The organism is Alphaproteobacteria bacterium HT1-32 (genome assembly GCA_009649675.1).
Lineage (GTDB): Bacteria > Pseudomonadota > Alphaproteobacteria > Rhodospirillales > HT1-32 > HT1-32.
In genome coordinates, this window is the sequence record WJPL01000001.1 from 2,093,141 (window position 1) to 2,113,929 (window position 20,789).

At 57.6% G+C, this 20,789-nt stretch carries 20 protein-coding genes; 9 read left to right on the forward strand and 11 right to left on the reverse strand.

Annotated elements, in window-relative coordinates:
* Window positions 1-71: 71 nt before the first annotated feature.
* From bamD to GH722_09970, 5 genes are all read left to right on the forward strand, one after another.
* Window positions 72-1,178 (forward strand): outer membrane protein assembly factor BamD, encoded by a 1,107-nt coding sequence (bamD, locus tag GH722_09950; GenBank protein ID MRG72096.1) that lies wholly within the window; start codon window positions 72-74, stop codon window positions 1,176-1,178.
* A 23-nt stretch (window positions 1,179-1,201) separates the two neighbouring features.
* A complete protein-coding gene (recN, locus tag GH722_09955; protein MRG72097.1) occupies window positions 1,202-2,872 on the forward strand; it encodes a DNA repair protein RecN in 1,671 nt (556 codons plus the stop codon).
* Complete coding sequence (gene ligA, locus GH722_09960; GenBank protein ID MRG72098.1) at window positions 2,869-4,947, forward strand: NAD-dependent DNA ligase LigA; 2,079 nt, start codon at window positions 2,869-2,871, stop codon at window positions 4,945-4,947. The genes recN and ligA overlap by 4 nt, the downstream gene beginning before the upstream one ends.
* 283 nt (window positions 4,948-5,230) lie before the next feature.
* Complete coding sequence (gene pyrF, locus GH722_09965) at window positions 5,231-5,989, forward strand: orotidine-5'-phosphate decarboxylase (protein ID MRG72099.1); 759 nt, start codon at window positions 5,231-5,233, stop codon at window positions 5,987-5,989.
* A 7-nt stretch (window positions 5,990-5,996) separates the two neighbouring features.
* The gene (locus GH722_09970; GenBank protein MRG72100.1) at window positions 5,997-6,641 is read left to right on the forward strand and encodes a phosphoribosylanthranilate isomerase; all 645 of its coding nucleotides are present in this window, start codon (window positions 5,997-5,999) and stop codon (window positions 6,639-6,641) included.
* Window positions 6,642-6,679: 38 nt separating this feature from the next.
* Here GH722_09970 and GH722_09975 read toward each other — a convergent pair whose 3' ends face one another.
* The 6 genes from GH722_09975 to xsc all read right to left on the reverse strand — a co-directional run bounded on the left by GH722_09975 (window position 6,680) and on the right by xsc (window position 13,123).
* On the reverse strand, window positions 6,680-7,399 hold the full coding sequence (locus tag GH722_09975) for a hypothetical protein (GenBank protein MRG72101.1): 720 nt from the start codon (window positions 7,397-7,399) through the stop codon (window positions 6,680-6,682).
* A complete protein-coding gene (locus tag GH722_09980; GenBank protein ID MRG72102.1) occupies window positions 7,285-7,911 on the reverse strand; it encodes a Ni/Fe hydrogenase in 627 nt (208 codons plus the stop codon). The genes GH722_09975 and GH722_09980 overlap by 115 nt, the downstream gene beginning before the upstream one ends.
* A 3-nt stretch (window positions 7,912-7,914) precedes the next feature.
* Window positions 7,915-8,823 (reverse strand): phosphoserine phosphatase SerB, encoded by a 909-nt coding sequence (gene serB / locus GH722_09985; protein MRG72103.1) that lies wholly within the window; start codon window positions 8,821-8,823, stop codon window positions 7,915-7,917.
* Between the two features lie 122 nt (window positions 8,824-8,945).
* Window positions 8,946-9,692 (reverse strand): hypothetical protein, encoded by a 747-nt coding sequence (locus tag GH722_09990; GenBank protein ID MRG72104.1) that lies wholly within the window; start codon window positions 9,690-9,692, stop codon window positions 8,946-8,948.
* Window positions 9,693-9,747: 55 nt separating this feature from the next.
* Window positions 9,748-11,085: an MmgE/PrpD family protein gene (locus GH722_09995; protein ID MRG72105.1), complete on the reverse strand. Its 1,338-nt coding sequence runs from the start codon at window positions 11,083-11,085 to the stop codon at window positions 9,748-9,750.
* Between the two features lie 259 nt (window positions 11,086-11,344).
* Entirely contained in the window at window positions 11,345-13,123 is a 1,779-nt protein-coding gene (gene xsc, locus GH722_10000; protein MRG72106.1) for a sulfoacetaldehyde acetyltransferase, read from the reverse strand.
* A gap of 392 nt (window positions 13,124-13,515) precedes the next feature.
* On the opposite strand from xsc, the gene GH722_10005 reads away from it, so the two are divergent.
* Window positions 13,516-14,208, forward strand: coding sequence for a hypothetical protein (locus tag GH722_10005; GenBank protein ID MRG72107.1), 693 nt, complete (start codon window positions 13,516-13,518; stop codon window positions 14,206-14,208).
* Between the two features lie 28 nt (window positions 14,209-14,236).
* On the opposite strand, the gene GH722_10010 is transcribed toward GH722_10005, so the two are convergent.
* From GH722_10010 to GH722_10020, 3 genes are read right to left on the reverse strand one after another with little or no spacing between them, the layout of a single operon-like run.
* Window positions 14,237-15,613 (reverse strand): UbiD family decarboxylase, encoded by a 1,377-nt coding sequence (locus GH722_10010; protein MRG72108.1) that lies wholly within the window; start codon window positions 15,611-15,613, stop codon window positions 14,237-14,239.
* 33 nt (window positions 15,614-15,646) lie between these two features.
* Window positions 15,647-16,351: an alpha/beta fold hydrolase gene (locus tag GH722_10015; GenBank protein ID MRG72109.1), complete on the reverse strand. Its 705-nt coding sequence runs from the start codon at window positions 16,349-16,351 to the stop codon at window positions 15,647-15,649.
* On the reverse strand, window positions 16,348-16,890 hold the full coding sequence (locus GH722_10020) for an isochorismatase family protein (protein MRG72110.1): 543 nt from the start codon (window positions 16,888-16,890) through the stop codon (window positions 16,348-16,350). Before GH722_10020 ends, GH722_10015 begins: the two co-directional genes overlap by 4 nt.
* Before the next feature lie 148 nt (window positions 16,891-17,038).
* Between GH722_10020 and GH722_10025 the strand changes: the two genes are divergently transcribed.
* Both GH722_10025 and GH722_10030 read left to right on the forward strand, forming a co-directional pair.
* A complete protein-coding gene (locus tag GH722_10025) occupies window positions 17,039-18,541 on the forward strand; it encodes a DEAD/DEAH box helicase (protein MRG72111.1) in 1,503 nt (500 codons plus the stop codon).
* A 39-nt stretch (window positions 18,542-18,580) separates the two neighbouring features.
* Window positions 18,581-18,823: an Lrp/AsnC family transcriptional regulator gene (locus GH722_10030; GenBank protein ID MRG72112.1), complete on the forward strand. Its 243-nt coding sequence runs from the start codon at window positions 18,581-18,583 to the stop codon at window positions 18,821-18,823.
* 7 nt (window positions 18,824-18,830) lie between these two features.
* Here the strand turns inward: GH722_10030 and GH722_10035 are convergent, their stop codons facing one another.
* Complete coding sequence (locus GH722_10035; GenBank protein MRG72113.1) at window positions 18,831-19,598, reverse strand: DUF1311 domain-containing protein; 768 nt, start codon at window positions 19,596-19,598, stop codon at window positions 18,831-18,833.
* Window positions 19,599-19,683: 85 nt separating this feature from the next.
* On the opposite strand from GH722_10035, the gene GH722_10040 reads away from it, so the two are divergent.
* A complete protein-coding gene (locus GH722_10040) occupies window positions 19,684-20,466 on the forward strand; it encodes an SDR family oxidoreductase (protein ID MRG72114.1) in 783 nt (260 codons plus the stop codon).
* 48 nt (window positions 20,467-20,514) lie between these two features.
* On the opposite strand, the gene GH722_10045 is transcribed toward GH722_10040, so the two are convergent.
* Window positions 20,515-20,775 (reverse strand): hypothetical protein, encoded by a 261-nt coding sequence (locus tag GH722_10045; protein ID MRG72115.1) that lies wholly within the window; start codon window positions 20,773-20,775, stop codon window positions 20,515-20,517.
* Between the last annotated feature and the right edge of the window lie 14 nt (window positions 20,776-20,789).

Below are 20,789 nucleotides of genomic sequence, written 5' to 3' on the forward strand. Positions count from 1 at the left end.
CCAAAATTGCAGCCATGCCGGTGATGTTTCGCCGGGGCAACAATTCCCTGCCTCCACTTGCGCCACAGGGCATGGTGAACGATATTGGAGCCTGTGATCTCCGGCATTTTTTGCGGACGAATGAAATGAATACTCAACGGCTCATCGCGCCCCTTGCGGCAGCGCTCCTGTTTGGTGTGGCAGCCTGCAGTTCTGACAAGCCCGAATATGTCGAAAAGCCTGTGGAGGAACTCTACAACACGGCGCTTGGCTCCCTGAACAATGAAGAGTTCAAGGAAGCCGCAAAACAGTTCGACGAGGTTGAGCGGCAGCATCCCTATTCCGTCTGGGCGACCAAGGCACAGCTGATGTCGGCCTATGCCTATTATCAGGATGACGAGTATGACAGCGCCATCATTGCGCTGGACCGGTTCATTCAGCTGCATCCCGGTAACCGGGATATCGGTTATGCCTATTATCTGAAGGCACTCAGCTACTACGAACAGATTTCCGATATCGAACGTGATCAGAAGATGACCCGTCTGGCGCTGGATGCGCTGGAAGAAGTGGTGAACCGATTCCCGGACAGCCGGTATGGGCGTGATGCGAAGATCAAGGTCGATCTGACGCTGGACCACCTTGCCGGCAAGGAAATGGAAGTTGGCCGGTTTTATCAGACACGTCATCATTATCCGGCAGCCATCAACCGTTTCCGGGCTGTCCTGCAGAATTATCAGACCACCACGCATGTGCCGGAAGCTTTGGCGCGTATGACGGAGGCTTATCTGGCGCTCGGGCTGATTGAGGAAGCGCGGAAGTCTGCTGCGGTGCTCGGGCATAATTTCCCGGGCAGTGACTGGTATCAGGAAAGCTTTGCCCTGTTGGGAGACCCGGCAGTGTCGGGCGACAGCACGGCGCAGCCGGCCGGCCAGCAGGCCAAGGCCGACGATGGCAGCTGGTATAATCCGGTCACCTGGTTCACCCCGGCAGCAAAGCCGCGTGTGGCACAGAATCGCGATGTCCTGCCGCCGGAAAATCTGGGTATTACGAGCAAGTCAAAGACGGCAGAGCCTGCTGATCCCGCTGATCCCGCGGACCCGGCAGAACCGACCAAAACTGTTGAAGCCAAGGATACGGATGCAAAGAAATCGGGGGAGAAATCTGTACCCTGGTATAATCCGGGCGGATGGTTCAACTGACCGGGCGCTGGTACTGACCCGCCATGCTGTCTTCACTCTCCATTCGCAATGTGGTCCTGATCGAACAGCTTGATCTGCTGTTTGGTTCGGGTCTCTGTGTACTGACCGGTGAGACCGGCGCAGGTAAGTCCATCCTGCTGGACTCGCTGGGGCTGGCGCTGGGTCTTCGTGCTGAATCCGGCCTGGTCCGGCGCGGTGCGGATCAGGCCAGCGTTACCGCTGAGTTTGATCTGACCGATGACCATCCGGCACTTGAGTTGTTGCGCAGCAATGACCTGCCGGATGACCTGCCCCTGATTCTGCGCCGGGTTGTCGGTTCAGACGGGCGCAGCCGGGCCTATATCAACGATCAGGCAGTGGGTGTGCGACTGCTGCGCCAGATCGGTGATGTGCTGGCAGAAGTCCACGGACAGTTCGAGCAATATGGTCTGCTGAACCCTGCGAACCATATGGCCTTGCTGGATTCCTTTGCGGGCCATGACATGCTTGTGCGCTCAACCGCCGGAACGTGGCGTGACTGGCAGAAGGCGGCCCGTGCCCTGAAAGAGGCGACGGAAGCTGCTGAAGCAGCCAAGGCGGATGAGGATTATCTCCGGCATGCTCTGGCGGAACTCGACAAGCTGCATTGCGAGGCGGGAGAGGAAGAGGAACTCGGCAAACGACGTCAGGTGCTGATGCATGGCGAGAAGATTGTCGAGAATCTGAACGGCGCCTTTGCTGAACTGAATCATGACCGGGGTATCGACTATCGTTTGCGCTCGGCATTGCGTGCGGTTGAGCGGGCGCGAGAGCAGGCAGGTGCTGCACTGGATCCGGTACTGGACGGGCTGTCGCGGGCGGCAGATGCCTGTGCCGACGCCATCATGGCGCTGGAGCGGGCTTCTGCAGAGGTGGAACTTGATCCGGCAGCGCTGGAATCTGTTGAGGAACGGCTGTTTGCCCTGCGTGCGGCGGCCCGGAAACATTCGGTCGCGGTTGACGAGTTGCCGCTGCTGCGGGACCGGATGGCAGAACGGCTGACAGCCATTGATGCGGGTGATGAACAGATCGCCGAACTGACGGTCGCCGCAGATGCTGCACGCAAGGCCTACCGCGATGCGGCGGAGAAACTACAATCCTCACGACAGAAGACAGCGGCTAAACTTGATGCGGCTGTGAATGCGGAACTGGTCCCGCTGAAACTCGACCGGGCGTCCTTCCACAGTACGCTGACCGCGCTGGATGAGGCGCAGTGGAATGAAAACGGTATGGACCGGGTTGCCTTTCTGGTAGCGACCAATCCCGGGGCGACGCCGGGCCCGCTGGGCAAGATCGCATCGGGCGGGGAGTTGTCCCGCTTCATGCTGGCGCTGAAAGTGTCACTGGCGGAGACAGATGGCATCGGCACGCTGATCTTTGATGAAGTGGATTCCGGTGTTGGCGGTGCTGTCGCAGATGCCGTCGGCGAACGCCTGGCACGATTGTCTGCCAAGGTGCAGGTGATGGTGGTGACCCACTCGCCGCAGGTCGCCGCTCGCGGGGCCTGGCATCTGCGGGTTGCGAAGACAGACCTGCCGACCGGGACTGTCACATCGGTCAGTCGTCTGACTCCGGAAGAACGTGCTGAGGAGATTGCCCGTATGCTGGCTGGTGCGAATGTAACGGAGGCTGCACGTGCTGCGGCGAACAGCCTGCTGACAGGAGCCGCGACATGAGTGACGAAACATCGGTCGGAGGTTTGTCTCCCGACGATGCAATTGCCGAAATCACCACATTACGTGCGGAAGTCGAGCAGCTTAACCGCGCCTATTATCAGGATGATGATTCCCCGGCGAGCGATGCGGAATATGATGCGAAGTTCCGGCGGTTGCAGGAACTGGAAGCAGCCTTTCCGGAACTGGCTGACCCGGAAAGCCCGACCCAGACCGTAGGGGCGGCACCGGCAGCAGGGTTCGCCAAAGTTACCCATTCCGTTCCGATGCTGTCGCTCTCGAACGCTTTCTCAGAAGAAGACCTGACGGAGTTCTTTGCCCGTGTCCGGCGTTTCCTCGGGCTTGGTCCGGAGGATGCAGTCGAGGTGACGGCGGAGCCGAAAATTGACGGGCTGAGTGCCTCGCTGCGTTATGAGAATGGTCGTTTTGTGCAGGGCGCAACGCGGGGGGACGGCAGCGTCGGTGAGGATATCACGCGGAATCTGGAAACCCTGAATGAGATTCCGGACAGGATTTCGGGTGCGCCGGATATCGTTGAAGTTCGCGGCGAAGTTTATATGAACGGCGAGGATTTTGCGGCGCTGAACAAGCGTCAGGAAGAAGCCGGCTCCAAGATTTTTGCCAATCCGCGCAATGCAGCGGCGGGATCACTCCGCCAGAAGGATCCGGAGATTACCCGATCCCGGGCGCTGAAATTTTTCGCCTATTCCTGGGGTGAGGTGGCAGAACCACTGGCGGATACGCATGGTGGCGCGCTTGACCGGTTCCGGGAATGGGGCTTTACGGTCAATCCGGAAACCCGGATCGTCAGGAGTGTCAGCGAAGCGATGGATTTCTATCGCGACATCATGGCACGCCGGGCCACCCTTGGTTACGACATCGACGGCATTGTCTACAAGGTCAACCGGCTGGACTGGCAGTCCCGCCTCGGCATGGTCAGCCGTGCCCCGCGCTGGGCAATCGCGCATAAATTCCCGGCAGAGAAAGCGCAGACGATTATTGAATCCATCGACATTCAGGTTGGCCGAACCGGCGCGCTGACGCCGGTTGCACGGCTGAAACCGGTGACGGTTGGTGGCGTCGTGGTCAGCAATGCCACCCTGCATAATGCGGACGAGATCGAGCGCAAGGATATCCATGTCGGTGACCTGGTCACGATTCAGCGTGCCGGCGATGTCATTCCGCAGGTGGTTGAGGCGGTGCGCAGTCCGGAAAGCAGCCCGGAGCGATACAGCTTCCCGGAACTTTGCCCGGAATGCGGATCGCAGGCGATGCGGGAGCCGGGCGAGGCGGTAACACGCTGCACCGGGGGACTGGTCTGTCCGGCGCAGGCGGTTGAACGGCTGAAGCATTTCGTGTCCCGTGACGCCTTTGATATTGAAGGCTTTGGCGGCAAGACCATTGATTCCTTCTATCGCGACGGGATGGTCATGAACCCGGCGGATATCTTCACGCTGGCAGAACGTGACAAGCGATCCCTGACGCCGCTGTCCAAGCGTGAAGGATGGGGCCGCACCTCGGCAGAAAACCTGTTCAAGGCGATTGATGACCGTCGGAGTATCCCGCTGGATCGCTTTATTTTTGGTCTGGGCATCCGGCAGGTCGGTCAGGCCACGGCAAAGTTGCTGGCCCGTAATTATGGCTCGCTTGATGATTTGCGGTCGGCGATGGACAGGGCCGGGGATGAAGCCAGCGATGATTACGCCCAGCTTCTCAACATCGATCAGATCGGCAAGGTCATGGCGGCGGATATCATCGGCTTCTTCGCCGAACAGCATAATCGTGATCTGCTCGACAGGCTGACGGAACTTCTTGATATCCAGCCTTATGTGGCACCTGCGGCGGTTTCCTCGAATGTGTCGGGGAAAACAGTTGTCTTCACCGGCACGCTGGAGAAGATGACGCGCTCCGAAGCCAAGTCACGGGCTGAGACGCTGGGCGCGAAAGTTGCCGGGTCGGTCTCAAAGAAGACGGATTATGTGGTGGTCGGGGCAGATGCAGGATCGAAAGCGAAGAAAGCCGCCGAACTGGGCGTCACCATATTGACCGAAGACGAATGGCTGGAGATGATTTCATGACGATCCTACCTCACGAACGTGTTCTCGTTGGTGGATTGTGTGAATTATGGGGGTAAGTTGTTAACTTAATTTTCTTGAACATTTATGATTCAATGATATGTTGCGCTCCCTTAAGTTTGAAAATTGTTTAATATCAAATACTTAGAAAAAAAACTAATATGCGCAACTTCGTTTGGGCATATTTTTTTGTTTTGATTTTAGCGATTTCTTAAGTGTTGTGATCCGAATTGTGAGATGATTCAATTCGATTCGAGTTGTTTTGAGATATGAACGGGGGTTCGTAATGAGAGCGCATAATGCCAAAAAGATTTTTTGCGCACTTGATACTGGTGACTTTGACAAAGCTGTTGAAGTTTCTAATTCAATCGGCGGAGAAATCGGTGGTCTCAAGATTGGGTTGGAATTTTTCGTAAATTGCGGTCCTGATCGAGTGCTGGAACTTAGAGAGAAAAATCTCCCAATTTTTCTGGATTTGAAGTTCCATGATATTCCGAACACCGTAGCAGGTGCGATCCGTTCCTCCATGCGTTGTAAGCCGTTTATGCTAAATGTTCATTGCCAGGGCGGCTATGAAATGATGAAGAGAGCTAAAGAAACGGCAGATGAAGTTGCAGATAAAATGGGAATTACGCCTCCGTTAGTGATAGGCGTGACGGTGCTAACGAGCCTTGATGATCAGCATTTCAAGAGCATCGGAGTTGATATGACTGCGGAAGAAAAGGTCTTGATCTTGGCTGGTCAAGCTAAGGAAGCAGGGCTTGATGGGGTCGTTTGTTCTGGGCTTGAAGTGGAAAAAGTGAAAAGTAACTTTGGAAAAGATTTTAAAACTATTGTCCCCGGATTGCGTCCTCCTTGGGTTCAAGGTGATGATCAAAAAAGGACAATGAAGCCTAGTGATGCCTTAAGAGCAGGTGCTGATTATCTAGTGATTGGGCGGCCAATCACTATGCCAGACCCAAGGCAGTTTAAGACCCCTTTGGATGCATTGCTGAAAATCGTTGCAGATATGAACTTGGTTGATTTAGAAGCGGAAGCTGCCTAAGCACTTCGTGGAAACAACTACAAAAATATGTGGTCTGAATGATGTGGCCTCGGTCCGCGCGGCGGTTGATGGCGGTGCGGCCTATGTCGGTTTTGTTTTCTTTCCGCCATCGCCGCGCAGTCTGAAGCTGCCGCTGGCGGCTGACCTTGCCCGGGCGGCCGGAACGGGGGTGATCCGGGTCGGTCTGTTCGTGAACCCAGAAGATGATCTGCTGAAGGAAACGCTGGATGCGGTGCCGCTCGACATGATCCAGCTGCATGGCAGGGAAACCCCGGACCGGGTGGCCGAGGTGAAGTCCCGTTTTGGTAAGCCGGTGATGAAAGCCTGCGGCGTCTCGACCGGTGAAGATATCCGGGCTGCCCGTGCCTATCTGCCGGTGGCAGACCGGATTCTGTTCGATGCGAAACCACCGAAGCGCGATGATGCCCTGCCCGGCGGTAATGCGGAAAGTTTCGACTGGTCGCTGCTGACCAGTGCGGACTGGCCGGGCCGGTGGATGCTGGCTGGCGGGCTTGATGCGGATAATGTTGCGTCGGCAATCCGGCAAACCCGTGCAACGGATGTCGATGTTTCCTCCGGTGTTGAAGACAAGCCCGGACGCAAGAACCCGGAGAAGATCCGCCTGTTCCTGAAAGCGGTTGCCGGGCGGTAATCTGTGATCCTGAACCAGATGCCGGATCGTGTGGCCTGTCAGGGCGTCTGAAGTACCACAAGTCCCAGCATCATCAGGGACAGGGCGGTCAGCCAGCCCGCAAGGATGCGGAGGGCGATCTGCATCCAGAACTTCCCCGCCCTGGTGGTCAGCCATCCCGTATTGAAGCAAATCAGCAGGATGGCGAGACTGGCCGCAACGATTCCGATAGTCCCGTCACCTGTCAGCCGTGCATGGAGGACAGTTTCATGTCCGGTCAGTCCGCCCGCCAGTAAGGCGGCTGCGGCGCAGATGATAACTGGCAGGCGAAGTTTCAGCGCCGTCAGCAAGGCAAGGGCAGAAGACAGAACGAGGTAGGGCAGATAGGGAAACAGGGTGGCCTGTTCGTCCAGCACGGCAACGGTGCCACCGGATAATAGCCCTGCCAGCAGCAGGCCCGTCGACCAGTGAAGATGCTGCCTGCCCTGCTGACCGGCCCACAGGCCAAGCGCCAGCAACAGCATGATCTGGTTCGGAGCGAGGACGGGATGCAGCAGCCCGGCGGAAAACGGGTCGAGACCCTCTGTAACCGGATGGGCAGAGGCTGTTGCCGGAAGCAGCACCAGTACCAGCAGGGCAGGGATGGCGATCAGGCTGTGCCGCGTCACACGGTCACGGAGAGGAAATAGATGCCGATGGCGGCGATAAAGCCGCCGATGCTCCGCACCGCCAGCAGACCGTTCGGTGCCAGCAGCAGCAGGCCAAGGCCCATGCCGCAGAGATGCAGCAGCCCGGTGGTCAGGACAAATCCGGCGGCAAAGGCAAAGGGGTTTGCCGCATCCGGCAGTTCCATGCCGTGAGCATGGCCATGGATGACGGCAAAAATTGCGACAATGATGGCGGCAATCCAGTGAGGTACCCGCTTTGCCAGGGCGATGGCGCCGCCGATGATGAGGATAGACAGGGCAATTCCGATGTTTTCGCCGGGCAGGAACAAGCCAGCCATCCCGGTAAGCGCGGCCATTGCCATAATGACAGGAAAGATCACCGGCAGCAGCCAGAGCGCGGGTGCACCCAGCAATGCGCCCCATAGACCAACGGCGACCATGGCGACCAGGTGGTCCAGTCCGAACAGGGGATGCACCAGCCCGGCGATCAGTCCATCAGCGGCAGTGCCACCTTCATGGGCTTCCACGACAGAGCCGGTGAACAGGGCGGCGACAATGGCGATAAGGCCGATGAGATAGCGCAATTCGATGGTCAGCAGCGGTTCGGACGGTTCTGTGCTCATCATTCAACTTTGCCCGGATGTGATGATCTCGGCCTGACGATAGCCCTGAACGTAGAGCAGGGCCGTCAGGTCGGAATGGTCAACCTTGGCGCGGATCGTATCACGGACCAGCGGTTTTGCGCGATAGGCAATGCCAATTCCGGCGGCGGCCAGCATCTTGATGTCATTTGCACCATCGCCGACGGCCATTGTCAGTTCCGGGTCCAGCCCGCTGGCGACCGCCATCTGGTTCAGGGCCTGCAGCTTGCGGTCCGGTGACAGGATCGGTTCCATGACACGCCCGGTCAGCAGGCCATCCTGAACATCAAGGATATTGGCTTCATGATAGTCAAAGCCGAGGCGTTCCTTTATCCGGCGGGTAAAGTAGGTGAAACCGCCGGAAACCAGTGCGGTATAGGCACCGTGATGTCGCATGGTGGCAATCAGGGTCGCGGCCCCCGGCATCAGTTCCAGCGACTTGTAGGTCTCTGCCATCAGTCCCGCATCAATGCCGTCCAGCATCGATACCCGTTCCCGCAGGGCGTCGGCGAAGCCCAGTTTGCCGTTCATGGCGCGGCGGGTGATCTCTGCGATGGCCTCACCAACCCCGGCCAGCGCCGCGAGTTCGTCGAGGGTTTCGCCGGTAATGATCGTGGAATCCATATCTGCGACCAGAAGCTTTTTCCGTCGATCCCAGACTGACTGGGCAATGGCGTCGACAGGTGCCTGCTGTAATGCCTGCCGGGCCGTCGTTTCCGCCCGGCCGGGTGCGAACCGGGAAAAGCCGATATCGCAGGCGATGTTCTGATGCAGCCAGTCAGCGGGTCCGACATCTGCGCCCTGTCCGGTCAGTTCCTGACGCACCCTGTCGACAAGTTCCTGTGACAGGCAGGGTTTTGCCGGGTCGGTGATCAGTGTCAGGACAAAGTCCATATCGGGGGCTCCGGAGCGTTAGGCGGGATATTTCCCGCCAGCCTATACAGGTCTGATCCGCTGTCGTCATCTGTTCTGTGAACAGAATTCGGGTCTGCCCGTTTCGTGAGAGGTCGTCCTGCCTATTCTGTCCGCCGGAACGGCCGGGCGTGAATTTTTGTCTGGTGGCCGACTTCGGCTTTTGCGCCATCCGGTTGCAGGCCACGGTAATAGCCTTTCTGCCAGCGCTCGGCATGGGCATTGCTGCCTTCTTTAGGCAGTTCGTCGAGGAAACCACGACGGGACTGATTCCAGTGTTCATATTGTTTCCGGGCTTCCGGATCATCCTCCAGATTGCGGATTTCCGGCTCGGTCGCATCAACAATCCCGCGACTGACGGGAAAGAAAAAGCAGAAGGGGTCACCTTTCTCAAACCGGACCGGATGGTTGGCCCGGGTAAATATCCAGTTCATCGTGAAGGTATAGGGTGCCCAGTCGGTCTCTATCATGCCGGTCAGTGGTTGCAGGGCATCTTTCGGCGCATTTGGCGGGCCGCTGGCCCAGAGATTGAGGCCGGGATCGGTCCGGAACAGATAACCTGTATGAAAGGTCAGCACGCCGGAGCCGAAATGGCTGATGACAAAATGTGAATTTCCGCCGACACCGTCAAACCGCAGGGTGATGGCATCCTTGCCGGTTCTGCCGTTCCACACGGCTTCGAACCCTTCCGGGCAGGTGATTTCCCAGCCATGGGAATTGGCAATGGTCAGCGGCAGACAGCGATAGCCATAGGCCGCGGGCAGTTCATCCATCCAGACCCGGCTTGATGGCGCGGGCCGGATTTCAGGTGTCAGGGCCGCTGGCTGTGTGGGGTAGGCAATTAGTTTCATATCTGGTTCTGCCTTAGTCTCAGCGGTGCCTGCGCTTCATCGACGACAGCCGGACTCATGATAACGGGCGCAACAGGTCGCGGATATCAGGGATATTTTCGATATCCATAATGCCGTCATGAAGATTCCGGGCAACATCCGGGGTAAGCAGGCGCGACGTCAGTTCGTAGTATTTTTCGGTCAGTTCCGCCTCATCATAGGGGTCTTCACTGTCCCCACGGTTGGTTTTTGTCTCGGCCGTGGCGGTCGTGCCATCGGTAAAGGTAATTGTGACCCTTGCCGGCCGGAAATCCGGCATCATGGCTGTCAGGTTCCTGTCCTCACGGACGATCACCCGGTCTGCGAGTTCCTGAATATCGTCACGGCGAATGGCCTCCCAGGTGAAGCTGCCAACGCCGGAGGAGCCGTGAATGATGGTGGTCGCGATGGCAAAGGGCACAGAGAATTTTCCGGCCAGTGTGTTTTGCGGATTCTGATCATCCAGTTCCACTGCCAGCGAATAGGTCTCGACATCGACCCGGGCGATTTCATCCGCCTGTAATCGCTGTTTCATACCAAGCTTTGCCAGCGCATCCAGTGCCCCGTGATTATACCGGCAGCAGGCATGGCGTTTGAAATAATTGCGGGTGATTTCCCAGCGCTCACCCAGTTCCTCTGTCATTTCACCGGGATTGAAGCTTTCCGAAATGACTTTGCCCCAGACAGATGACAGGCCGTCATGTTCTCCTGTGAATCCGGATTGCAGCATGTCCCAGCACATCAGCCCGATCTGGCCTGAAAAGCCGGAAAAGCTGTTCCGTACCGTACCGCCCTGCAACATGGTTTGGCGACTGGTCGTGAGGCCCAGAGACGAGGAAATATTGATGATTTCCCGGAACTGTCTGGCATCGGCCCGCATCATTTTTGCCACGGCAACAGCCGCACCCGTGGTTCCCCATGTACCATGAGGATGCATGGAAGGGCGTATCTTTGCGGCCATGCCGATCCGCGCTCCGACTTCATAGCCGAGGATGACCGCCAGCAGGACATCGCGGCCATTGCGTCCCATTGCCTCGGCAAGCGCCAGCGCCGCCGGCACCACATGGATGCCCGGATGGCCGCGGCTGAACTGATTGCCTTCGTCCATTTCCAGAAAAGTCCCGGCGGTGCCGTTCAGAAAAGCAGCCCGGGAAGCCTCAACCCGCAAACCCGCCCCCAGTACCGTCGAAGACCCGCCACCATTTCCGGCCATTCGGGCAACCAGCCGCTGCATTTCCGGTTCCGCGGCCCCGCCGGTGATGGCAGCAACACAATCGGCAATGACAAACCGCGCCCGCTCCAGCACGGGGGCAGGCAGGTCGTCAAAGCCGGTATTTTCAAGGAAGGCAGAGAGGTCGTCGAGATAGTCAGGCATGCGGGTTGTCTCCGTTCATGTCGGCTGCATATTAGAGCAGCCAAAGCACACTCCCAAGCCTGCGGTAGCAAATCAGATAGTGAGAATCGCTGAGGCAACCATCAGAGCGAACAGAAGCATATATCATAATCATGTCATCCCGTCGGAAGACGGGATCCGGTCGTAACGTCAGTATTCTCTGATTCCCCAACCTAAAGAAAAGCCCGCGCCTCCATATGGGAGACGCGGGCTTTGATGTCAGCCGTCAGAGGGTCAGCGGTTAGCCGACCTGCTGCGGGCGCATGTCGTTCGGGTCGATGCCGGCAACTTCAACCGGGGCCTTCATGGCGTCACGGCGGAACGGCTCGCCCAGTTCCTGATTGAGGATGACTTCGATGAAGGTGGTGACACCCTTGTTCATCTGCTCGTCAACGGCTGTCTTCAGGGCGGCGGTGACTTCTTCCATCGTCGTCACGGTAACACCCTTGAGACCACAGCCTTCAGCAACCTTGGCATAGGACAGGTTCAGGTTCAGTTCGGTTCCGACGAAGTTGTTGGAATACCACAGCGTCGTGTTGCGCTTTTCCGCACCCCACTGGTAGTTGCGGAAGATGACCATGGTGATGGCTGGCCAGTCGTCGCGGCCGATCGAACCCATTTCGTTCATCGAGATACCGAAGGCACCGTCACCGGCAAAGCCGACAACCGGCACGTCCGGGCAGCCGATCTTGGCACCGACGATGGACGGGAATCCGTAACCGCAGGGGCCGAACAGGCCCGGTGCGAGATATTTACGGGGTTCTTCGAAGGTCGGGTAGGCGTTACCGATGGCGCAGTTATTGCCGATATCGGACGAGATGATCGCATTCTTCGGCAGGGCGGCCTGAATGGCACGCCAGGCCATGCGGGGTGACATGCGATCCGGCTCGCGTGAGCGGGAATCGGCATTCCAGGTCGTGCCCGGATCGTCGTCTTCGTGATCCATGGAGGACAGGGTCTGGAGCCAGGCAGACTTGGTCTGATGGACCAGCGCCTTGCGGTCATCACGACCGGCATCACCGGCCGTCGGGGAAAGCTGGCCAAGGATCTGGCTGGCAACCTTCTTGGCGTCACCGCAGATGGCGACAGAGACTTTCTTGGCGAGGCCAATCCGGTCGGAGTTCATGTCGACCTGAATGATGGCAGCGTCTTTCGGCCAGTAATCAATGCCGTAGCCGGGCAGGGTCGAGAACGGGTTCAGGCGGGTGCCGAGAGCCAGCACGACATCAGCCTTGGAGATCAGTTCCATCGCTGCCTTCGAGCCGTTATAGCCGAGCGGACCGACAGCCATCGGATGGCTGCCCGGGAAGCTGTCATTATGCTGATAGCCACAGCAGACCGGCGAGTCGAGACGCTCGGCCAGTGCCTTGGTTTCCGGAATGGCATTCGCCAGCACCACACCGGCGCCGGACAGAATGACCGGGAACTTGGCTTCGGAAAGCAGCTTGGCTGCCTCGGCGACAGCCTTTTCACCACCGGCAGGGCGCTCAAGACGAACGATCTGCGGCAGTTCGATATCGATGACCTGGGTCCAGAAGTCACGGGGCACGTTGATTTGCGCCGGTGCGGAACCACGAATGGCTTTTTCAATGACGCGGTTCAGGACTTCAGCAACACGCGAGGCGTCGCGAACTTCTTCCTGATAGCAGACCATGTCGCGGAACAGCGCCATCTGTTCGACTTCCTGGAAACCGCCCTGACCGATGGTCTTGTTGGCCGCCTGCGGCGTGACCAGCAACATCGGTGTGTGGTTCCAGTAGGCGGTCTTGATGGCGGTTACGAATCCGGTGATGCCGGGACCGTTCTGGGCAATCGCCATCGCGACCTTGCCGGTTGTACGGGTGTAGCCATCGCAGATCAGGCCACCGTTGGTTTCATGGGCAACGTCCCAGAACTTGATGCCGGCTTTCGGAAACAGGTCCGAGATCGGCATGAAGGCCGAGCCGATGATACCAAAGCCATGCTGAATGCCATGCATCTGCAGAACTTTGACGAAAGCTTCTTCTGTGGTCATCTTCATGGTGAGCGTTCCTCCTGCCCCTGAAGTTAAGACATTGCGCCGGTCCCGATTGGGCCAACCGGGGGCGCATGCCGGTCTGAAAATTTATCCCGATGGCCATGACATAGTGGCTGGCCGGGCGAATAGATAGCGCCAGAATCCTATAAAACGCTACCCCAAATGGGCCAGTTCAGACATTTTTTGGCCCTACCAAACCCTTGTTTTCCCCAATGTTTGTGACTTCCTTCAGTTTTATTGAAGTAAGCGGGAAAAGGTCTCATTAATGATGAAGTTTTACGCCGGGGCAGTCTTCTGATTTCTGACCTGATGCCCAGAGTGAAGGTTGATTTATCATCTTATTAATTGTGTAGTCCGGTAAGTAACGTGTTTTTGTTGTGTAAAGGAGGCGTTGAATGAAGGTCTGCCATCTGGTTTTGTCGGCGTTCTTAATCGCCGGTACCATTCAGGTTTCCATCGCTGAGGAGCAGGTATATCCGCCCGCCGGAAAGACAATTGTTTATAAGGGTGTCACGCTTGTCGGGACGACCTATAAATTCCGGAACAGCGATAAATTTTTCCGCTACATGAAGGCGGGTATCGACATGGTCGGGAAACTGCCTGATGCGGACTGGAATCATACCGGCCTTATAAAAAAGGTTGTTTACGATCCCCCTTCCAAGGAACGAAAATCGACTGCGGCCTTACCGGGACGGCTTGCTTATTACTGGACCGAGGATGGCAAGGAATTCCCGGCGCCGGTGTATTACTTCGGTTCTGTCAGAAACACCTCGGGCTTCCTGATGGCATTAATGATGGTCGAGCAGGGCAGGGTTGCTTTCCACCACAGGCAATTATTTGAAACACAGAAGCTTCTGCAGGACATGGATAGTGGGGAAGTTCCGTTTGATTCTGGCAAATTTCGGGAAGCGGCCGCAGAGAATCTCAGGCTGAAAAATCTGTTTCAGGCCGAGCCAGGCAGCACGCTGCTCATGGCTGACGAATGCATGAGTGCTGCTGCAATGTACAAGGCACATGAAATCCTTTATCCGGACAAAGAAAAACTCAGTGCTTTCAGAAAGCTTACGCGATCCACAGGATGTCCCTGACCGCTGAAACTGTTCTTTTGAGCCTGAATTACCTTTTCTCCGGCATCACGATCTGGTGCCGGTCCAGATCAACTTCCGCATAACTCGCCCGGTCGAATTCGTAGCTGTGCGGATGCGGGCGGGTGCAGTCAAAACCGACTTTCGAGCCGAGATAATCCGGGAAGGTCGGGTTCAGGCCGTGGCCGAAGATATTGTCGATGGTGATGATACCTTTTGCCGGGTCAAGGCGGGTCGCCATGGCCCATTCCACATCCATCGGATTACGGATATCGACATCCTCATCCACCACAGTGACCATCTTCAGCGGCGGGAAGGCGGCGAAGGTGGCGAGGATGGCCTGTTTTGACCAGCCCGTCCGTTTCTGGGTCATCTGGACGACGCAGTGATAAAACCCGCAGCCGCCATGGGTGAAATAGACATCGAGAACGCCCGGCACCTGCTTTTGCAGGGTCGCCAGCACGTTGGCTTCGCCCAGCAATCCGACAGAGTTCCAGACTTCGACACCGCTGAGGATGGTCTGGAATACCGGGCTGGCACGCCGGTGGATGGCCTTTACATGGGCGACGGCACGGGGGGCGCGTCTGGCGTAATAACCGGTCACTTCCGCAAACGGACCTTCCTCGCCGGTCTCATCCGGGACCATCTCGCATTCCAGCGCCCACATGGCATTGGCGACCATTTCGGTGCCGGAAATCGTGCCGGGGACAAGTTGCAGGGGACTACCCTGAAACTCCGAGGCGATGCCCAGTTCATCCGTGTCTGGCGGCGCGGCCTCCGAAGGTGTGGCGGCGGCAAAATGCAGGCCGGGGCCAACACCGCAATTGATGGTGATGGTCAGGTTCTCGCCCCGTGCCTTTGCCTTGTTGAGATAGAGCTCAAGATGCCGTCCTGAATCGATGTTCACAGTCAGGGTCTGCTTGTCGACCTGCATGAAACGCTGAATGGAGGCATTGCGGACTCCGGTGTCCGGGTCACGGCAGATCACGACACCTGCGTCGAAATAGGGACCGCCATCCTTCGCGGCATGTACAGGCAACGGGATGCGGTCAAGATCGACATCGTTTTCAGTGACCTCCAGCACGGGGCCGTCCTTCACGACCTCCGGCACGACCGGATCCCCCTGCCATTTCCGGATACAGCCGGAAACATGCTGCGGCAGTTTCAGGGCTTCCTGTCCCATCAGGTCGGCCAGCAGTTCCCGCGACCAGTAGAGACCGGTGAAAACCGGATAGTCATGACCTTTGACTTTCTCAAACAGAACCGCCGCCGGCCCGCCTTCAAATTTTGCGGCAATGCCCGCCAGTTCCAGATTCGGATCAACCTCTGACGAGACACGGATAAGCCGTCCGGTTGCGTCCAGCCGTTCGATAATGGCGCCCAGATCGCCGGTCACATTCTCTGTCATTTCAGTCTCTCCGGAGATGTCATCGTGAAGTCTTCAGCTTTGCAGCCAGTACCGCATGACGGCGGTGACCGCATGTGGCTGCTCCATGGTCGACATATGTCCGCTGTCCTCGACCACGACCAGCTTTGAGCCGGTTACACCGGCGGCCATTTCCTCATGCATTTCCAGTGTTGTCAGGGCGTCCTGCCGACCGCAGAGAATCAGGGTAGGGCAGGTGATTTTCGCGAGATCCGGGCGGCTGTCTGGCCGGTTCAGGATGGCGATCTGCTGGCGCAGGAACGCATCGCGGCCAACATTGCCGGACATTTCCATGATGGCCCCGGTCAGCGCATCGTCTTCCATCCGGTCAGGATGGATCAGCAACGGCAGCAGTTTGGGTGTTACCCCTTTGAACTTGCCGGTCTTCGCCAGCGAAATCAGGCCCTTGCGACGGCGGGTCTGTTCTTCAGAATCCGGACGGGAGGAGGTGTCCAGCAAGGCCAGCCGGGTGACGCGGTCTCCGGCCTGCCGCATGACCTCCTGCGCGACATAGCCCCCCATGGACAGGCCGGCCAGAGCGAACGGACCGTCAGGCATGGCGGCAATGGCATCCGCTGCCATGTCGGCCACGCTTTCCTGTGATGTCAGGTCGGCGATGGTGATGTCGGCCAGATCGGCCAGATGTTCGGACTGATGGGTCCAGAGAATCGGATCGCACAGCAATCCCGGCAGAAGAAGAAGTCGTTCGCGCTGGCTCATTTGATCAACTTTGACAAGGTTTTGAATTCTGGTGTGCCAGCCACCTGCAGCCATTCGAAGATCACCATCTCCGTGCTCACCATCTCGATATTGTTTGCGGCCATCCGTCGCCGCCCGGCAGCCATGTTTTCCGGTGCCCGTGAGGAAATTGCATCCTCGGCAACGAAGACATCATAGCCTTCCCGCCGGAGACCAAGGGCGGTTTGCAGGACGCAGACATGGGCCTCTATGCCACAGAGCACCAATTGCCGCCGGCCAAGGCTTCTCAGATGCTTGATGATGTCGGCTTCGTCAGCACAGGAGAAGGCCATTTTCTCGAAAATATGGCCGCCTGCCGCCAGATCCCGAAGCGGCGAGACCGTCAGTCCCAGTCCCTTCGGATATTGCTCTGATACCATGATCGGGATGGCCAGTTCAGTGGCAGCCTGCAGCAGCATACCGCTGTGTTCGACCACCATCCGGGGATCATTCATCGCCGGTAACAGCCGCTCCTGAACATCAATTACGAGCAATACAGACTCGTCGCGCTGCAATAGCATGATTATCCCCCTGACGTTGCAGGCTAGCCTATCGCGACCTTACGCTCCATTCCAGACCTGTCGCGATAGTTGACTTGATCGCACAACACCATATAGTCCGCCACATTCAGCGTGAGGGTCTGCCTCACGCATCAGCCGAGAGACATGCATGGCTTTTGAAGATCTCGGCCTCAGCGACGACCTCCTGAACGCAGTCCGCGATGCGGGCTACACCGAGCCAACGCCGATCCAGGCACAGGCAATTCCGGTAGTTCTGATGGGGCGCGACGTATTGGGGTGCGCACAAACCGGCACGGGGAAAACAGCTTCCTTTACCCTGCCCATGATCGAAATTCTTGCGACAGGCCGGGCCCGTGCCCGTATGCCACGCTCGCTGATCATTACCCCAACCCGTGAAATTGCCCAGCAGGTCGCTGAAAATTTCGACAAGTACGGTAAGAATCACAATCTGAACAAGGCTCTGCTTATCGGCGGCGTAAGCTTCGATGAACAGCAGCGTGTTATCGACCGTGGTGCTGATGTGCTTATCGCGACACCGGGCCGTCTGCTGGATCAGTTTGAACGCGGCAGCCTGCTGTTGTCAGACATCAAGATTCTGGTGATTGATGAAGCTGACCGGATGCTGGACATGGGGTTCATCCCTGATGTCGAGCGTATCGTGTCGCTGATACCGAAAATCCGCCAGACCCTGTTTTTCTCTGCCACCATGGCACCGGACATCAAGAAGCTGGCTGACAAGTTCCTGATGAATCCGAAAGAAATCTCGGTTGCACCGCCTGCCAGTGCGGCGGAGACGGTGACACAGGGACTGATCATCACGGAAGACAAGCTGAAGCGTGAGGCGTTGCGTGCCCTGCTGGAACAGGAATCCGTCAAGAATGCGCTGATTTTCTGTAACCGGAAACGTGACATCGCGGCGCTGGAATCTTCCCTGAAACGTCATGGTTATGATGTCGGGGCGCTGCATGGCGATATGTCGCAGCCAGCCCGTATGGATACGCTGGCACGCTTCAAGAACAACGAGATCAGACTGCTGGTCTGTTCTGATGTTGCAGCACGCGGCCTCGATATCTCTGCGCTTAGCCATGTCTTCAATTTCGACGTTCCGATCAACGCCGAAGATTACATTCACCGCATTGGCCGGACCGGCCGTGCAGGAATGGAAGGCCGGGCCTTCACGCTGGCCACGCCGGATGATGCCCGTGCGGTAGCATCTGTCGAGAAACTGATGGGCAAGCCGATCCCGCGGATTGAGGCAACGGGTGTTGCAAGCTCCGAACTGGGTGATCCGGAAGAAGGTGGCCGGGGACGTGGTCGCGGACGCCGGAAACCGGCCGCAAAGGCTCCGGCCAGGTCGCAGGAAAAGGCTGACGTCAAAACGGAAGCCGCACCAGACAGCGAAACGCAGGAAAAGCCAAAGCGCGCTCCTCGTCGCCGCAAAGCGGCTTCGAAATCAGATGACAGTGGTACGGATAAGCCCGAAACGCAGGATACTGCGGAAAAGGCTGCGAAGCCGGCGACTGAGGAAAAGAAGCCTGCGAAACCCCGCCGTGCACCGGCAAAGAAGAAGTCGTCTGACGATAATGACGATGCACCGGTGGGCCTCGGGGATCACATGCCCGCATTCCTGATGCGTCCGGTGAAACGTTAGGCTAGACTCCGCAGCAGACAATTCCGGAGACCGATGACCATGAAAACCATCTTCGTTCAGATCAAATGTGAACTGGGCCGCGCCTATGATGTTGCGGATACCTGTGTGCAGGATGTCGAGCAGGTCTCGGAAGTCCATTCGACCTCCGGTAAATATGACCTGATGATAAAGTGCTATCTGGATGACGATGCGGATATCGGGCATTTCGTGACCGAGAACATCCAGAAAATTTCAGGTGTCAGGGATACTTTCACCCTGATTGCCTTCAAGGCGTTTTCCTGACGGCTACTCAGTTCCGGTCGATCAGCCACTGGTTTGTTGCGGTGTCGCGTGACACATACATGGCGTCGCAGAATCCGTCATCGATCCGCAGGATCGGGCATTTCTTCCCGTCCGTTACAACTTTTTCCAGATCGAGCCAGCGGCTGCACAAGGCATCCTGACGGTTATCTGCGACGGGTATCTGTACGGCAAGCATCCGCTCATCCCGTGTGCCGGGATAATAGATGATGCTGATCTGGTTATCTTCGACAGGCAGTGACATCACTTCGTCGGCAACGCTGTCGCAATCCAGATCCATCAGGATAGGCTCGCTCGCCAGTGGCCCGGCATCCAGAATTGTCCGGAGATCCTGCAACCGGTCGAAGGTTGTCTCTGCCCAGCAATCCGTGGCGACCGGCCGGAACATCGTACCCTCAAAAAATCTGTAGGCGTGGCAGCGCGCATCCCGCCAGGCATTCCATGTCTTCTGTGCATCCAGCATGTGGTCCCTGAATTTGCCGCCGCTGCGGCGCTCAATCTGGCGCCAGACAAGCTCCATCTCGCTCTGCCAGTGCGCATGCTGGGCGGCTGAACAAATCTGCATGCCGACAGTGGTCCAGTTCTGACGTTCGCCGCAGGCTTCAAAGAACTGCGCCGCACATTCCACTTCTTTATCTTCGGCACAGGCATTCAGGGCGATGATGAACCGTTCGGTTTCTAGCTTGCGATCCCGGTCAAAGTCAGCGTGGGCCGACAGGGGCAGAAGGATCAGCAGGCAGGTCAGAATATGCTTCATTATGTGGCTCCGGTCAGTCCCGGCTTTTTTGTGTGGCGGATGACATTTACTGTTATGCCCAAATCATCAATTCAGGGAAACAGTTATGGACCTCGAACTTGGCGGCAAGACCGCTGTTGTTACCGGTGCCAGTCAGGGAATCGGCGAAGCCATCGCCGTAGAACTGGCCCGTGAAGGTGTGCGGGTTGTCCTCGCAGCGCGGAATAAAGCCAATCTCGAACGGGTGGCGGGCCGGATTTCCGAGCTGGGCGGCGAGGCACTGGTAGCGCCCCTCGATCTCACGGACCCGGAGGCTCCGGCAGAGATGATTGCCCGGAGCATCGACCGGTTCGGGGCTGTCGATATTCTGGTTAACAACGCGGGCGCGACCAAACGGGGTGATTTTCTGCAACTGACAGATCAGGACTTTGCGGACGGGTTTGCGCTGAAATTCTATGCCTGCATGCGCTCCTGCCGGGCAGCATGGCCGCATCTCATGGCCAGTCAGGGGTCAATTGTGAACATTATCGGAATTGGCGCGAAAACCCCGTCGCGTGATTTCACCATCGGCGGTTCTGTCAATTCGGCCATCCTGAACTTCACCAAGGCACTGGCTGACCGGGGGGTGAGTGACAGGGTGAAGGTCAATGCCATTCATCCCGGCTACATCAAGACGACCCGTCTGACCGACCGGCTGGATGCGGTCAGTGCAGAAACGGGCCGCAGCCGGGCAGAACTGGAATCCGAGATGCTGCAGAAAACCGGTATCCCGCGTTTTGGTCAGCCGGAAGAAATCGGCCAGCTGACAGCATGGCTCTGCTCACCCCGGTCCGCTTACATGCAGGGCGCTGCAGTTGATATCGACGGCGGTGTCACCCGGGGCATATGAATGGCTCCTGCGGCATGACCGGGTGACATGTCCGGGTTCGGCGTTGTCTCAGATTTCCTTGCCCTTTGGCTTGTCTTCCGGGCTGGTTGCTTCCGGCTCCCGGGGGACGCGGCGAATCAGGATATCTCCGTTATCGAGAATGACCGGAGCTTCATATTGCGGGATTGCCAGCAGCAATAACTGAATTGCACTCAGGATTTTGCTGGCACCGTCTTCCAGCAGTTGCTCCGGTGTCGGCTTGTCAGCTGCGAATGCGGTGCTTCCCGCCAGTGACAGGGCGAGGATGGCTGCGGTGAGTGTGTGACGCATGTTGTCTGTCCTTT